General features: G+C 68.5%; 11 protein-coding genes. 7 read left to right on the top strand and 4 right to left on the bottom strand.

Annotation, left to right across the window (positions count from 1 at the left end):
- The first annotated feature begins 48 nt into the window (after window positions 1-48).
- Complete coding sequence (locus MRBLWO12_RS08880; protein WP_363554636.1) at window positions 49-1,497, top strand: NAD(P)H-quinone dehydrogenase; 1,449 nt, start codon at window positions 49-51, stop codon at window positions 1,495-1,497.
- A 137-nt stretch (window positions 1,498-1,634) separates the two neighbouring features.
- Here the strand turns inward: MRBLWO12_RS08880 and MRBLWO12_RS08875 are convergent, their stop codons facing one another.
- Both MRBLWO12_RS08875 and MRBLWO12_RS08870 read right to left on the bottom strand, forming a co-directional pair.
- Window positions 1,635-3,401, bottom strand: a complete 1,767-nt coding sequence (locus tag MRBLWO12_RS08875) for an acetyl/propionyl/methylcrotonyl-CoA carboxylase subunit alpha (protein WP_363554634.1) — start codon at window positions 3,399-3,401, stop codon at window positions 1,635-1,637.
- Between the two features lie 85 nt (window positions 3,402-3,486).
- Window positions 3,487-4,143 (bottom strand): Maf family protein, encoded by a 657-nt coding sequence (locus MRBLWO12_RS08870; protein WP_363558571.1) that lies wholly within the window; start codon window positions 4,141-4,143, stop codon window positions 3,487-3,489.
- A gap of 23 nt (window positions 4,144-4,166) precedes the next feature.
- Here MRBLWO12_RS08870 and MRBLWO12_RS08865 point away from each other — a divergent pair, with 23 nt between their 5' ends.
- The 6 genes from MRBLWO12_RS08865 (at window position 4,167) to MRBLWO12_RS08840 (ending at window position 12,972) form a co-directional block, all read left to right on the top strand.
- Window positions 4,167-5,402, top strand: coding sequence for a class I SAM-dependent RNA methyltransferase (locus MRBLWO12_RS08865; RefSeq protein WP_363554632.1), 1,236 nt, complete (start codon window positions 4,167-4,169; stop codon window positions 5,400-5,402).
- A 53-nt stretch (window positions 5,403-5,455) separates the two neighbouring features.
- Window positions 5,456-6,115 carry a response regulator transcription factor gene (locus MRBLWO12_RS08860; protein ID WP_141871315.1) on the top strand — a complete coding sequence of 220 codons (660 nt, stop codon included), beginning with the start codon at window positions 5,456-5,458 and terminating at the stop codon, window positions 6,113-6,115.
- Window positions 6,105-7,334 carry an ATP-binding protein gene (locus tag MRBLWO12_RS08855; RefSeq protein ID WP_363554630.1) on the top strand — a complete coding sequence of 410 codons (1,230 nt, stop codon included), beginning with the start codon at window positions 6,105-6,107 and terminating at the stop codon, window positions 7,332-7,334. The genes MRBLWO12_RS08860 and MRBLWO12_RS08855 overlap by 11 nt, the downstream gene beginning before the upstream one ends.
- On the top strand, window positions 7,331-8,341 hold the full coding sequence (locus MRBLWO12_RS08850; RefSeq protein WP_363554628.1) for a hypothetical protein: 1,011 nt from the start codon (window positions 7,331-7,333) through the stop codon (window positions 8,339-8,341). The genes MRBLWO12_RS08855 and MRBLWO12_RS08850 overlap by 4 nt, the downstream gene beginning before the upstream one ends.
- 298 nt (window positions 8,342-8,639) lie before the next feature.
- Window positions 8,640-9,839: an ROK family transcriptional regulator gene (locus tag MRBLWO12_RS08845; RefSeq protein WP_363558569.1), complete on the top strand. Its 1,200-nt coding sequence runs from the start codon at window positions 8,640-8,642 to the stop codon at window positions 9,837-9,839.
- 112 nt (window positions 9,840-9,951) lie between these two features.
- On the top strand, window positions 9,952-12,972 hold the full coding sequence (locus MRBLWO12_RS08840) for an alpha-mannosidase (RefSeq protein ID WP_363554626.1): 3,021 nt from the start codon (window positions 9,952-9,954) through the stop codon (window positions 12,970-12,972).
- A gap of 9 nt (window positions 12,973-12,981) precedes the next feature.
- Here MRBLWO12_RS08840 and MRBLWO12_RS08835 read toward each other — a convergent pair whose 3' ends face one another.
- On the bottom strand, window positions 12,982-13,206 hold the full coding sequence (locus MRBLWO12_RS08835; protein ID WP_363554624.1) for an acyl-CoA carboxylase subunit epsilon: 225 nt from the start codon (window positions 13,204-13,206) through the stop codon (window positions 12,982-12,984).
- Complete coding sequence (locus MRBLWO12_RS08830; RefSeq protein WP_414685463.1) at window positions 13,203-14,792, bottom strand: acyl-CoA carboxylase subunit beta; 1,590 nt, start codon at window positions 14,790-14,792, stop codon at window positions 13,203-13,205. The genes MRBLWO12_RS08835 and MRBLWO12_RS08830 overlap by 4 nt, the downstream gene beginning before the upstream one ends.
- Window positions 14,793-14,834 lie beyond the last annotated feature (42 nt).

The raw sequence follows: 14,834 nt of genomic DNA, 5'->3' as shown, positions 1-14,834 counted from the left end.
GGATCCACTCTAGGAAGTGGCAGGCTCCGGTGCCAGGATTGCGCGAGAATGGTTTCCATGTCTTCCACCACTTTCGAGCGCACTCAGCGCGTCGCCGTCCTCGGCGGCGGTCCCGGCGGTTACGAGGCGGCCCTGGCGGCCGCTCAGCTCGGAGCCGAGGTGACCCTGGTCGAGCGTGTCGGTGTCGGTGGATCCGCCGTCCTCACCGACGTGGTGCCGTCCAAGAGTCTGATCGCCACGGCGGACGCCGCCGTCGCGATCTCCGAGGCGAGCGACCTCGGCGTCAACTTCTACGCCAAGGGTGAGAACGGCAAGCCGCTCAAGCCTGAGATCGCGATCAACCTCGCTGCGGTGAACAAGCGCCTGGTCGCGCTCGCCGGTCAGCAGTCCGAGGACATGCGTGCGACGCTGCTCGAAGCGGGCGTGCGGATCCTCTCCGGCCACGGCCGTCTCGAGGGACCGACGGCGATCGTGGTGTCCACCGGCCAGGGCGGCACCGACTTTGACCGCATCGAGGCCGACACGATCATCGTGGCCGTCGGCGCCTCACCCCGCGAGCTCGATTCGGCCAAGCCCGACGGCAAGCGCATCCTCACCTGGACGCAGCTGTACGACATGAAGGCGCTCCCCGAGCATCTGATCGTGGTCGGCTCCGGCGTCACGGGTGCCGAGTTCGCCTCGGCGTACATGAACCTCGGCGCGAAGGTGACGCTGATCTCCAGCCGCGAGCAGGTGCTCCCCGGCGAGGACAAGGATGCGGCGAGCGTCCTCGAGAAGGTGTTCAAGCGCGGAGGCATGCAGGTGCTGTCGAAGTCCCGCGCCGACGAAGTGAAGGCCGACAAGGACGGAGTCGTCGTGACGCTGTCGGATGGCCGCACGGTCGAGGGCAGCCACTGTCTGATGGCGGTCGGCTCGATCCCCAACACCGCGGGCATCGGTCTCGAGGATGCCGGCGTCGAGCTCGATGAGTCGGGTCACGTCCGCGTGAACAAGGTGGCGCGCACCTCGGTTCCCAACGTCTACGCGGTCGGCGACTGCACGAACTTCTTCCCCCTGGCATCGGTCGCATCCATGCAGGGACGCACGGCGGTGTTCCACGCACTCGGCGACATCGTGATCCCGCTCGAGCTGATCAAGATCACCTCGAACATCTTCACCGCCCCCGAGATCGCCACGGTCGGCTACTCCGAGAAGGACGTCGAGGACGGCGTCGCCGACGGGCTCGTCTACAAGCTGCCGCTGGCGGCCAACCCGCGCGCGAAGATGATGGGGATCAAGGACGGCTTCGTCAAGATCATCGCGCGCAAGGGATCGGGCACAGTGATCGGCGGCGTGATCGTCGCCCCGAAGGCCTCCGAGCTGATCTACCCGATCGCGGTCGCGGTCGAGCGACGACTCACGGTCGACCAGGTCTCGCGCGTCTTCGCCGCCTACCCGTCGCTGTCGAGCAGCATCACCGATGCCAGCCGCGCGATGCACCTGGGGTACATCTCCTGAGGTACACCGACGATGAGAAAGGCGCCCCACCGAGGTGGGGCGCCTTTTCTGTCGTCTGAGTCCCTGAGCCTGAGCCGTCTGGGTCCCTGGGCCGTCTGGGTCCCTGAGCCGTCTGGGTCCCTGAGCCTGTCGAAGGGTCAGCTGATCGTGAGCAGCTGATGCCCTGCGGATACCGTGCCGCCGGCTTCCGCGTTGATGTTGCCGACGACGCCGTCCTTGTGGGCCTGCAGGGGCTGCTCCATCTTCATCGCCTCGAGGACCACGACCAGATCGCCCTTGACGACCTGTTGCCCGTCCTCGACAGCGATCTTGACGACGGTGGCCTGCATCGGCGACTTCACGGCATCGCCCGATGCGCCGGCATTCGCGGTTGTCGCATGGCTGCGACGCGAGGGCGGCACGACAGCCGGGCGCCCTGCCGTGCCGGCGGCAACGGCCACGCGGTCGGGAAGACTGACCTCGAGTCGCTTGCCGGCGACCTCGACGACGACCGTGTGGCGTCCGTCCGCGACGGAGGTGGGCTCGAGCTCACCGTCCCACGCGGGGATGTCATTGTCGAACTCGGTCTCGATCCAGCGGGTGAAGATGCCGAAGTTGCCGTCCTCCGCCGTGAATGCGGGGTCGCGGACGACCTTGCGGTGGAAGGGGAGGACAGTGGGAAGCCCGGCCACCTCGAACTCGTCGAGTGCCCGACGTGACCGCTCCAGCGCCTCCTCGCGGTTCTTGCCCGTGACGATGATCTTGGCCAGCAGCGAGTCGAACGCGCCGGAGACCGCGTCGCCGGCGGTGACGCCGGAGTCGAGACGGATGCCGGGGCCGCCGAAGGTCTTGAAGACGTTCACCGGTCCGGGCTGGGGGAGGAATCCGCGGCCGGGGTCCTCGCCGTTGATGCGGAACTCGATCGAGTGGCCCTGGGGCTCCGGGTCGGTGTAGTCGATCGTGCCGCCCGCCGCGATGCGGAACTGCTCACGGACCAGGTCGATGCCGGTGACTTCTTCGGAGACCGGGTGCTCGACCTGGAGGCGCGTGTTCACCTCGAGGAAGGAGACGGTGCCGTCGGCGCCGATCAGGAACTCGCAGGTGCCGGCGCCCACGTAGCCGACCTCCTTGAGGATGGCCTTGGACGCCGAGTAGAGCAGGCTGTTCTGCTCGTCCGTGAGGAACGGCGCCGGCGCCTCCTCCACGAGCTTCTGGTGACGGCGCTGCAGCGAGCAGTCTCGCGTCGAGATCACGACGACGTTGCCGGCGGCATCCGCGAGGCACTGCGTCTCGACGTGACGCGGCTTGTCGAGGTACTTCTCCACGAAGCACTCGCCGCGACCGAACGCCGTGACGGCTTCACGGGTGGCGGACTCGAAGAGCTCGGCGACCTCATCGAGCTCCCGCGCCACCTTGAGACCACGACCGCCGCCGCCGTAGGCGGCCTTGATCGCGATCGGGAGACCGAACTCCTCGGCGAATGCCACGACCTCATCGGCGCCCGACACAGGTCCGGGGGTGCCGGGGGCGAGGGGCGCGCCGACCTTCTCGGCAACATGACGCGCGGTCACCTTGTCGCCCAGCGCCTCGATGGCCTCGGGCGACGGCCCGATCCACGTCATCCCTGCGCCGATGATCGCGCGAGCGAACTCGGCGTTCTCGGCGAGGAATCCGTAGCCGGGGTGCACGGCGTCGGCTCCGGCGCGGCGGGCGACGGAGAGGATCTTGTCGATCTGGAGGTAGGTCTCGGCGCTGGTGGCCCCTCCGAGGGCGTATGCCTCGTCGGCGAGCCGCGTGTGCAGCGCGTCGCGGTCTTGGTCGGCGTAGACGGCGACGGAAGCGATTCCGGAGTCACGAGCGGCACGGATGATGCGTACGGCGATCTCGCCGCGGTTGGCGATGAGCACCTTGGCGATAGCAGGCATGATTGCCAGCCTAGCGAGAAGGCCACCGAACCAATTGACGACTCTCCACAAGAAAGACGTCGAAACGTCGCGCAGAGTCTACGAGTCAGTCGGCCTGCGGGATGTTCCAGAGCGCGGTCCATGTCACGCCGAGCTCTGCGGCCAGGCGGCGGATCGTGGACAACGACATGCCGACCACGGTGGATGGATCGCCGTCGACACGCGTGATGAACGCACCGCCGAGACTGTCGACCGTGAACGCTCCCGCGACATAGAGGGGTTCGCCCGACGCGACGTAGGCTGCGATCTCCGCGTCGCTGATGTCGTCGGCGAAGGTCACGGCGGCCTCGGCGGTCGCCGTCGCCTCGACGGGAGCCGCGCCCGGAGTGATCCGGAAGACCGAGTGGCCGGAGTGCAGGATCCCTGTCGCCCCCCGCATCTCCTGCCAGCGGCGCGTGGCCTCCGCCGCGGTGTGCGGCTTGCCGTATACGCGCCCGTTCAGCGCGAACATCGAGTCGCCACCGATGACGATGCCGTCGAACGCCGGGTCCTCCGCGGCGATGCGGCGCGCCACATCGGCCGCCTTGGCCCGCGCGAGCAGCAGCACCAGCTCTGCCGGGGGCAGCTCGGCGCCCGCTGACTCGGCAGCGGCCGCCGCGACCGCGTCCTCATCCACGTCCGGCGATGTGGTCAGGGGCTCGATCCCCGCCTGTCGCAGCAGCATCAGGCGGGCGGGAGAGGTGGAGGCGAGGCAGACGCGCATGTGCACCACCGTATCCTCGAAGAATGACTTCTTCCTCTGCCGACGTGCTCGAACTCGACATCACCGGGATCGCGCACGGTGGGACCTTCGTCGCCCGCCATGAGGGACGCGTCGTGTTCGTCTCCGACGCCATCCCGGGCGAGCGCGTCCGCGCTCGGCTGATCGACCCGAAGGACGACGCGGCGGACAGTCGCAGCTTCTGGCGGGCGGAGGCGATCGAGATCCTCGATGCCTCGCCGCATCGCCGTGCGCACATCTGGCCAGAGGCGGACATCTCGCGCGATCCCGCCGAGCGTCCGGGAGGTGCCGACCTGGGACACATCGATCTCGCGCATCAGCGCACCCTCAAGCGCCAGGTGCTCTCGGAGGCGTTCGACCGCTTCGCGGGGGGCGGTCTGGAGGCCCCAGAGGTCGAAGCCGTCGAATCCGGTGACGGGATGGGGTGGCGCACGCGCGTCACGCTGCACGTGGACGATGCCGGACGCGTCGGCCCCTTCGCTGCCCGGAGTCATCGCGTCATCCCCGTCCGTTCGCACCCGCTCGCCCGTCCCGCAGTGGCGGAAGCGGCTCTCGCGCTGAGGGGCGGAGCTGCGGGACGGATCGATCTCGTGGAGCCCGCCGACGGCGAGGTGCGTGTCATCCGCCATGAGGACGGTGCACGCCCGGTGCACCGCGGAGGGCGCCGCCCCGAGCCCGAGGTCGTGTACGAGCAGGTCGGCGACCGACGGTTCCAGGTGGATGTGAACGGGTTCTGGCAGGTCCACCCGCGCGCGGCCTCCGTCCTCGACGGCGCGGTCTACGGCGTGCTCGACGGACATGTCGATCCGGATCGCACCCACTACGACCTCTACGGCGGCGTCGGCCTGTTCGCGGCGACCCTGGCAGATCTCGGGGCCACGGATGTCGTCACTGTCGAGTCCAGCAAACGCGCGACCCAGCACGCGGCGGCGAACCTCGCGCCGCTGCAGGCCACCGCGGTGACCGCTCGCGTCGACCGTTTCCTGCAGAGCGCCGCCGGCCGTACGGGAGCAGGGGCCGTGGTCCTCGATCCGCCTCGTGCCGGTGCGGGGCGCGCGGTCGTCGAGGGCGTGCATGCACTCGAGCCCGAGGCCATCGCCTACGTCGCCTGCGATCCCGTCGCCCTCGCGCGCGACCTTGGCACCTTCCGCGGTCTGGGATGGAAGGTGACGACGCTGCGCTCCTTCGACCTGTTCCCGCATTCGCACCACTTCGAGGTCGTCGCCCTGCTCACCCGGTGACGCGCGGCGACCGGGATCCTCGCCCGGCTCTGTCGACTCACTAGGCTGGGTGGATGAGTACGGTCGCCCTCATCGATGATCACGAGTCCGTTCGTCTCGGCCTTGAGGCCGCGTTCGCGCGCGACTCGCAGACCGTCGTCTTCTCCGGAAGCTCCGTCAGCTCCTATCTGGACTGGCGCAAGAGTTCGGGTGCGGCACCTGCGGAGGTCGTGGTGCTCGACCTCACGCTCGGCGATGGCACCACTGTGACCGAGAACGTCACCTCACTGGTCGCCGACGGCGCGAGCGTCGTGATCCACAGCGTCGCAGACCGTCCTGCTGCCGTCAGAGAAGCCCTTTCCGCCGGCGCTGCCGGGGTGGTCAGCAAGTCGTCGGCACTCGACGACGTGCTCGATGCGATCCGCACGGTGGCGCAGGGAGAAGCGTTGAACAACGTCGAGTGGGCGAGCGCCGTCGACGGCGACCGTGACTTCGGCGACGCTCAGCTGTCGACCCGTGAGCGCGAGGTTCTGCGCCTGTACGCCACCGGGCTCCCGCTCAAGGCGGTGGCCGAGCGGCTCGGTGTCGCCTACTCCACTGCCAAGGAGAACATCACCCGCATCCGCGTGAAGTACGTCGATGTGGGGCGCCCCGCCCCGACCAAGGTCGACCTGCTGCGTCGCGCGATGGAGGACGGGATCGTCGAGACCGACGGAGATCCGAGTGGCCACTGACGCTCTCGACATCCGCGAAGCCTGGAGCAAGATTCCTTCTCCTGGCACCGCGGAGACCGAGTTCGAGCGCTTCACCGGCAAGCGGATGGAGCGCATCCTCGCGACGGTGGTCGCGATCGGATCTGCGACTCTCGGCGCGCAGGCGTTCGTCGCAGCGGTCGGATCGTTCTCTCGCGGCGATGTGCCGCAGATCATCGTGCTCCTCGTCGTCTTCATCCCCCTGGCCGCGATGCTCGTGGCCTGCATTCTCGGGCGGTGGGTCGCCATCGCGGCGGGGTCCTTCGCGGTCTCCTACGTGCTCGCACTCGTCGCCTGGCCGATCGTCGTCCCACCGGGCGGAGCCGGCGACCAGCCCTGGATCTTCTTCCTGGTCAACGTCTGCGTCGTCGCGGCCATGCTCGCCTTCCCGATCCGCCTCCAGATCACGTGGGCGGCCGGGCTGCCGTTCATCTACGGGTATGTGCGGCTGGTGCAGGGAAGTTTCTCCCGCGACTTCTGGATCACGACCGCCTTCGACGTCTCGTTCACGCTGATCCTCGGCGTCGTCATCGTCGCGCTCGGATGGATGTTCCGATCCGTCGCGGCCGGCGTCGACGATGCGCGCGGGCGTGCCGTCGCTTCCTATGCCTCTGCTGCCGCGGCCGCCGCGGCGGAGGAGGAGCGCGTGGCGATGTCCGCGCTGATGCACGACAGCGTCCTGGCCGCGCTCATCGCCGCGGAGCGGGCAGAGAGCGAACGCGCCCGTGAGCTCGCGGTCGCGATGGCACGCGAGGCGCTGACCCGGCTGGCCAACACCGAGGCTGCGGTGGCGCAGGAGGGCAGCGACGAGCCCGTCGGCATCTCGCAGATCGTGATCGAGCTGCGCCGTGCGCTCTCGGAGCTCGGCGCCGACGCGATCGTGGAGGAGCGCGGTGGCATCGGCCTGATCCCCGGACGGGTGGCGCGCGCCCTCGTGCTGGCGGCACGACAGGCGATCGGGAACGCGGTGGCGCACGCGCAGGGTCGCGGGCTCCACATCGTCGCAACGGGTCGGGGTGACGAGGGGATCATCGTGGCGATCTCCGACACAGGTCCAGGGTTCGACATCGACACGATCGGTCCGGATCGTCTGGGCATCAGCGCGTCGATCTTCGCGCGTATGGCGGGTGTCGCAGGTACAGCCGACATCGTCTCCGGCGCGCAGGGAACCACGGTCACGCTCGGCTGGGAGCGCTCATGAACCGCACCGTGCGCAGCGTCGCGACCTCACTCGCCGTGGGGTTCGCCCTCTACTTCGTCGCGCGCTCCATCTGGTGGACGGTGCAGCCGACGGCCCCGCTGCTGATGGTGTCAGCGATCGCCATCTACCTGGCCGTGGTCCTCATCGCGATCCTCTGGGACTCTGCGGTGTCGGTGCGGATGCCGCTGTGGGCGGCGTTGCTGTCCCTGCTGGCGTGCCTCTTCATCCCGCCTCTGGTCACACTCTCGCTGGACGAGGGGGCCCGCACAGCGCCGTTCGCGACCTGGTACATCGGCGCACTCGGTCTGTTCGGCATCGTCTGCGTCGTGCGGCGCCGCTTCCTGATCGGATGGCTGACGGTCGCCGTCCTCGTGGCCACATCCGCGGGGTATCTGGGATTCGGCGTGGCGCTGAACCTGGGGTTGGTCGGCTCGATCATGTGGGTCGTGGTCGCTCAGCTGCTCGTGCTGTTCTGGGACAAGGCGATCCGCGACACCGCGCGGCTGGCGGAGATCCAGCAAGCGGTCTCCGCGTGGCACGCGACCCAACTGGTGCGCCAGCGCGAGAGGCGGCTGCGCACACAGTTCGCCCTGGCCGTCGCCGGGCCGGTGCTGAGCCGTGTCGTGGCCTCCCGCGGCAGCCTGACGGTCGACGAGCGCTTGGAGGCGCGTCTCGCCGAAGGGCGGTTGCGCGATGAACTGCGCGGCGCGGATCTGCTCAACGATGCGGTGCGTGATGCGATCGAGGATGCGCGGCGACGCGGCGTGATCGTGACGGTCTTCGACGAGGGAGGCCTCGACGGCGTCGAGGAGGATCGTCGTGCTGAGATCAGGGACGAGCTCGCCGTGGTGCTGCGCAAGGCACAGGCGGGAAGGCTGATCATCCGCTCGTCGAACGATCCGCGGGTCGCGGTGACGGTGGTCGGGCGCGCAAGCTCCGGATCATCGCGCGATGATGACGCGGTCGACCTGTGGCACGAGATCTCGCGCGAGGTCGCGGCCGACTGACGGCGCGCCCACCTCGGCTCCGGCCGGGGGAGGAGGTCGGAGTCGAGGATGCAGAGTGGGCGAGGGGCGGCGAAGCCGCCCACCCCTCGCCATGCGGTCAGTTACCCGAAAACCGACCGCTGGTGGCCGTTCTACGTCTATCTACCCTGGGATAGAGAGAACAGCCGAACGCGAAGCGTCCCCATTAGTCTCCTCGGTCGATCAAAGGTTGTCTGTAGGTATTTTGGGGGACACGTTTCGGGCCCTGATGAGGGAGGATTGGACGATGGGAATGCGTCGCGGGACCAACCTTCCACGGATGGGCGACTTCAATCAGTCGGTGATCCTGGAAGCCATACGTCAGTCCGGCACCGGACTGAGCAGAACCGAGCTCGTCGAGGCCACGCGGCTGTCGGCGCAGACGGTCACGAACATCACTCGTCGTCTCCTCGGCGACGGTCTCATCGCCGAGGCCGGACGAACCATCAACGGCCCGGGAAAGCCCCGCGTCACGTTGCGCATGATCGCGGAGAGCCGCTACTCGGTCGGTGTCCACCTCGATCCCGCCGTGATGACCTTCGTGCTGCTCGATCTCACCGGTGCCGTGGTGCGGCGCGTCACGACGCGGACTCCTGCGGCTGACCCGCGTCAGATCGTCGATGCCATGGCGGCGACGATCGGTTCCCTCATCGATGCGTCAGGGGTCGATCGGAATCTGATCGCGGGCGTCGGTGTCGCGGCTCCTGGCCCCCTCGACGCCGAGAAGGGCACGGTGATCGATCCCCCCAAGCTGCCGGGGTGGCACCGCGTGCCGCTGCGGGCGGTGCTCGCCGAGGCCACGGGGTTCGAGGTCACGCTCGAGAAGGACACGACGGCTGCCGCAGTGGGCGAGCTGTGGACAGGACACGCCCCTCCGGACGACTCGTTCGTGCTGATCTACCTCGGTACAGGGATCGGCGCAGCTCTGGCCCGCGACGGTGAAGTCGTCCGAGGGAGTTCGCGGAACCTCGGCGAGGTCGGCCACATCATCGTCGACCCCGACGGCCCGGCGTGCACGTGCGGCTACCGGGGCTGCGTGGAGGTGGTCTGCACCCCGCAGGCGATCGTGGAGCAGGCCGAGGCCGCCGGCGTCTTCCCGGATGATCGGGAGGTCAATGACGCCGAGGCCGTCGACACGCGGTTCACCCTGCTGTGCGATCGCGCGGCCTCGGGCGACGTGGCAGCGCAACGGGTGCTGCGGCAGGCTGCGGCGCACATGACGGTGCTCGTCGCGGCGCTGACCAACATGCTCGATGTCGACAGGGTCGTGCTGGGCGGGCCCTTCTGGTCCCGGTTGGCGCCCGTGTATCTGCAGGAGATCCCGGCGAAGCTGGAGCGGCTGAGTGCGACGCGCGCCGTGCACACGCTGCCGGTCGACGGCAGCGTGGTGGGCGACGATGTCGGGGCAGTGGGAGCCGCGTGCGTGGTCCTGGACTCTGTGCTGTCGCCGCGCACATCCGACCTGCTCTTGGAGACCTGATCGCGCGGTGACACTTCGGCCGGAGGGCGGACGCGGTCGAGAAAAGTCTTGACATCGATAAGTCCAATCGATGTATTATTTCTCATCCCCTCTCGCCGACCGGAAGCGTGTGATGCACGACAACTCCGAACTCGTACAGGCGCGCATTCGCCGCTTCGAACATGAGCGACTGCTGCCGGCGGTGTACCCCCGTTCGATCGCGCTGGAGCTCGCGGCCTGGGTCGTGCCCGGGGAACCGGTGCCGTTCAGTGACGCGGTGGCACAGGAGTTCGCTCCCTTCGCCGTGGGCACCCGCTGGGGACGGGCATGGAGCACGATGTGGGTGCGCGTCCGCGGGACCGTGCCGGAGGCCGAGCCCGGCCAGCGCGCCGAACTCGTCTTCGACCTGGGGTTCGGCGCTGCGGAGCCGGGGTTCCAGTCCGAGGGCACCGTGTACCGGCCAGACGGAAGCATCGTGAAGGCCGTCGAGCCGCGCAACGCCCATGTGCCGTTGGACGGGGCGCCGGGCGATCCGATCGAGCTCTACCTCGAGGCCGCAGCCAACCCCGATGTGGCAGAGGGCTTCCGCGACTTCCGCCCGACGCCGCTGGGCGAGTGGGACACCGCAGGCGAAGAGCCGCTCTACGTCTTCCGACGCGCTGACGCCGTGGTGCGGGACCTGACGGTCTGGGAGCTCGTCCAGGATGTCGCCGTGCTGCGAGGACTGCTGGGGGAGTTGTCGCCCTCGTCCCCCCGCCATGCCGAGATCCTCCGTGCGCTCGAGCGCATGGTCGATGTCGCCGATCCCGATGACATCGCGGGTACAGCGCAGGACGCACGGGACGTTCTGGCCGACGTGCTGGCGCGACCGGCATCCGGATCCGCCCATGCGGTGCACGCCGTGGGGCATGCCCACATCGATTCCGCGTGGCTGTGGCCGGTCCGCGAGACCCAGCGCAAGGTCGCCCGCACCTTCTCCAACGTGCTCTCGCTGCAGCAGGAGGACGCCGAGTTCTCCTTCGCCGCCTCGTCGGCGCAGCAGTACGCCTGGATGAAGCGGTTCCAGCCCGAGCTCTTCGACCGGATCCGCGCCGCGGTCGCCGCCGGGCGCTTCCACCCGGCCGGGGGGATGTGGGTGGAGTCCGACACCAACATGCCCGGTGGTGAGGCGCTCGCTCGACAGTTCCTGCGGGGCAAGCTCTTCTTCCTCGAGGAGTTCGGCGTCGAACCTCTCGATGTGTGGCTGCCTGACTCGTTCGGATACTCGGCGGCGCTTCCGCAGATCGCCAGAGCAGCAGGATCCCGATGGATGCTGACGCAGAAGATGTCGTGGAATGAGACGAACGTCATGCCCCACCACACCTTCCAATGGGAAGGGATGGACGGTACGCGGATCTTCACGCATTTCCCGCCGGTCGACACCTACAACGCGCAGCTCACCTCCGCAGAACTGGCCAGGGCGGAGCGCCAGTACGCCGAGAAGGGCGCGGCGAACACCTCGCTGGTCCCCTTCGGCTACGGCGACGGCGGGGGCGGACCCAACAGGGAGATGCTGGCGGCGGCATCCCGCCTGCGCTCGCTGGAGGGCTCGCCGACGGTCACGCTGTCGTCGCCCCGTGGTTTCTTCGAGGCTGCGGAGGCCGAGTACAGCGATCCGCCGGTGTGGACGGGTGAGATGTACCTCGAGTTCCATCGCGGTACCTATACCTCTCAGGCGCGCACCAAGCGCGGCAACCGCCGCAGCGAGCATGCGCTCAGGGAGGCTGAGCTCTGGGCGACGGCGGCAGCGCTCCGCGGGGCGCCGTACCCCTACGAGGAGCTGCAGGCGGCGTGGGAGACCGTGCTGCTGCAGCAGTTCCACGACATCCTCCCCGGCAGCTCGATCGGCTGGGTGCACCGGGAGGCAGAACGTCGCTACGCCGAGGTGCTCGCCTCGACGGAGCGCATCATCGCAGGGTCCTTGGCGGCCGTGGCGGGTCCGGGAGACTCCGAGCTCGTCGCCAACGCGGGACCCTACGCAAGGGAGGGAGCGGTGGCGATGGGGATCGCCACCGTGCAGAGGACTGGGGTCTCTGCGGAGGTCACGCGGACGACGGACGGCTTCGTGTTGGAGAACGAGCACCTCACGGTCTCGATCGACAACGCAGGCCTGGTGACGGCACTCGTCGTCCGCGCGACCGGGAGGCAGGCGATCGCGGCGGGAGAGCGGGGGAACCTCTTGCAGCTGCATCGCGATACGCCGACGCGGTGGGATGCCTGGGACATCGACGAGCATTATCGACGTCACGTCATCGACGTGACGGACGTGGTCTCGATCGACATCGTCCCGCACGCGTCGGCGGCGATCGTCTGCGTGGTCCGCGAGCTGGGGGGTTCGCGGATCACGCAGGCTCTGACGCTGACGGCCGAGGGCAATGCGCTCGACATCGAGACGACCGTCGACTGGCACGAGCGCCAGAAGCTCCTCAAGCTGGCATTCCCGCTCGACGTGCACACGGAACGGGCGACGTCCGAGATCCAGTTCGGCCACGTGCATCGCCCGACCCACGCCAACACTTCGTGGGACATGGCGCGATTCGAGACCGTGGCGCATCGGTGGGTGCATGTGGGGGAGCCGGGGTTCGGGGTATCGATCGCGAACGACTCGACCTACGGGCACGACATCACGCGCACGCCGCGTTCCGGAGGAGGCACCGCGACGACGGTGCGGCTCTCGTTGCTGCGGGCGCCGCTGTATCCGGACCCCGAGGCCGACCAGGGCGAGCACACGTTCCGTGTGAGCGTGCGCCCCGGCGCCTCGATCGCCGATGCCGTACAGGACGGCTATCGCCTCAACCTGCCGTTGCGCGAGATCACGGGAGCGGGACCGATCGCTCCATTGATCGAGGTGTCGTCGGACGCCGTCGTGATCGAGGCGGTGAAGCTCGCGGAAGACCGCAGTGGCGACGTGATCGTGCGGCTCTACGAAGCGCACGGCGGGAAGGCCTCGGCCACCGTGACGCCGTCGTTCTCGTTCGATACGGTCATCGAGACCGATCTGATCGAGCGAGAGGTCTCGGCCACGGCATTGGACCACACCACGGTGGGCGAGACCCGGCTGGATCTGCGTGCCTTCCAGCTGGTGACCCTGCGCTTCACCGCGCCGCGGCTCTGACGCCAGTCCTCAGCCGGAGAAGCGCCCCCAGGGGATGTCACGTCGCAGCGGCGTGCGGAGCGACCGCTGCGTGCGCGTCCAAGCCGAGACGTGCGGCTCTTCTGCCACCGCATCCTCCGACTCGTGCGAGTACGCATCGGTGACGACCGCGATGAGGGCCGCGAGCTCCTCCTCGGTGGCGGTTCCGCGCGTGATCTGGAGCGCCGGGGGCTGCTCGTCGAGAGGGGCGCTCACAGTGGGATGTTCCCGTGCTTCTTCGGGGGCAGCGAGGAGCGCTTGCCTCGGAGTGCGCGCAGCGCCTTGGCGATCGAGACGCGCGTGTTGGCGGGCTCGATGATCCCGTCCAGCTCACCGCGCTCGGCGGCGAGGAACGGAGAGGCCACGTTGTACGTGTACTCGTTCGCCAGGCGGGTGCGGACGGCGGCGACGTCTTCGCCGGCCTCCTCGGCCTTCTTGATCTCACCGCGGTAGAGGATGTTGACCGCGCCCTGGCCGCCCATCACGGCGATCTCGGCGGTGGGCCAGGCGAGGTTGACATCGGCGCCGAGCTGCTTCGAGCCCATCACGATGTACGCGCCGCCGTAGGCCTTGCGCAGGATGACCGTCACGAGCGGCACGGTGGCTTCGGCATACGCGTACAGCAGCTTGGCGCCGCGGCGGATGACGCCGGTCCACTCCTGATCCGTGCCAGGCAGGTAGCCGGGGACGTCGACGAGCGTGACGATCGGAATTGAGAAGGCGTCGCAGAATCGCACGAACCGGCTGGCCTTCTCGCCGGCCTCGATGTTCAGGGTTCCCGCCATCTGCGAGGGCTGGTTGGCGATGATGCCCACCGAGCGGCCCTCGACGCGCCCGAAGCCGATCACGATGTTCGGAGCGAACAGCGGCTGCACCTCGAGGAAGTCGCCGTCGTCGACGACGTGCTCGATGACGGTGTGGATGTCGTAGGGCTGGTTCGCCGAGTCGGGAATGATCGTGTTGAGCGTGCGATCGGCATCCGTCGTCTCGAACTCGAAGGCGCTCTCGTAGGAGGGCAGCTCCGCCATGTTGTTGTCCGGCAGGAAGCCGAGGAGGGTGCGCGCGTAGTCGATCGCGTCGTCTTCATCCTCAGCGAGGTAATGGGCGACACCGGAGCGCGTGTTGTGCGTGTACGCGCCGCCGAGCTCCTCCATGCCGACGTCCTCACCGGTGACCGTCTTGATGACGTCAGGGCCGGTCACGAACATCTGACTGGTCTTGTCGACCATGATGACGAAGTCGGTGAGCGCGGGGGAGTACACCGCTCCTCCCGCTGCCGGGCCCATGATGATCGAGATCTGGGGGATCACTCCGGATGCGCGGGTGTTCAGGCGGAAGATCTCGCCATACTTGCCGAGCGCGACGACGCCCTCCTGGATGCGGGCTCCGCCCGAGTCCAGGATGCCGATGCAGGGCATGCCGCCGTCGAGGGCGAACTCCATGACCTTGATGATCTTCTCGCCGGCGACCTCGCCGAGCGAGCCGCCGAAGGTGGAGAAGTCCTGCGAGTACACGGCGACCGTGCGTCCGTGGATCGTGCCGACACCGGTGACGACCGAGTCGCCGTAGGGGCGGGAGCGATCCATGCCGAACGCGGTGGTGCGGTGGCGCACGTACTCGTCGAACTCGACGAAACTGCCGGGGTCGACGAGGAGTTCGATGCGCTCTCGGGCGGTCATCTTGCCCTTGGCGTGCTGCTTCGCCTTCGCCTTCTCCTCGGCGTCGACGACGGCCTCGGTATAGCGAGCGCGCAGATCCGCGATCTTGCCGGCGGTGGTAAAGAGGTCGGGCTTGTCCGTCACGGATTCCACCCTAGCGCCGCATCGGCGCCGTCTGTTGGATGC

It is taken from the genome of Microbacterium sp. LWO12-1.2, assembly GCF_040675875.1.
Classification (GTDB): Bacteria; Actinomycetota; Actinomycetes; order Actinomycetales; family Microbacteriaceae; genus Microbacterium.
This window is presented reverse-complemented; position numbering and strand designations above follow the sequence as displayed.

Bases quoted from the DNA above. Each gene is read 5' to 3' on its own strand.
- MRBLWO12_RS08875 (WP_363554634.1), bottom strand. From the start codon at position 3,401: ATGCCTGCTATCGCCAAGGTGCTCATCGCCAACCGCGGCGAGATCGCC.
- MRBLWO12_RS08845 (WP_363558569.1), top strand. From the start codon at position 8,640: ATGGGCGACTTCAATCAGTCGGTGATCCTGGAAGCCATACGTCAGTCC.
- MRBLWO12_RS08860 (WP_141871315.1), top strand. From the start codon at position 5,456: ATGAGTACGGTCGCCCTCATCGATGATCACGAGTCCGTTCGTCTCGGC.
- MRBLWO12_RS08870 (WP_363558571.1), bottom strand. From the start codon at position 4,143: ATGCGCGTCTGCCTCGCCTCCACCTCTCCCGCCCGCCTGATGCTGCTG.
- MRBLWO12_RS08840 (WP_363554626.1), top strand. From the start codon at position 9,952: ATGCACGACAACTCCGAACTCGTACAGGCGCGCATTCGCCGCTTCGAA.
- MRBLWO12_RS08865 (WP_363554632.1), top strand. From the start codon at position 4,167: ATGACTTCTTCCTCTGCCGACGTGCTCGAACTCGACATCACCGGGATC.
- MRBLWO12_RS08850 (WP_363554628.1), top strand. From the start codon at position 7,331: ATGAACCGCACCGTGCGCAGCGTCGCGACCTCACTCGCCGTGGGGTTC.
- MRBLWO12_RS08880 (WP_363554636.1), top strand. From the start codon at position 49: ATGGTTTCCATGTCTTCCACCACTTTCGAGCGCACTCAGCGCGTCGCC.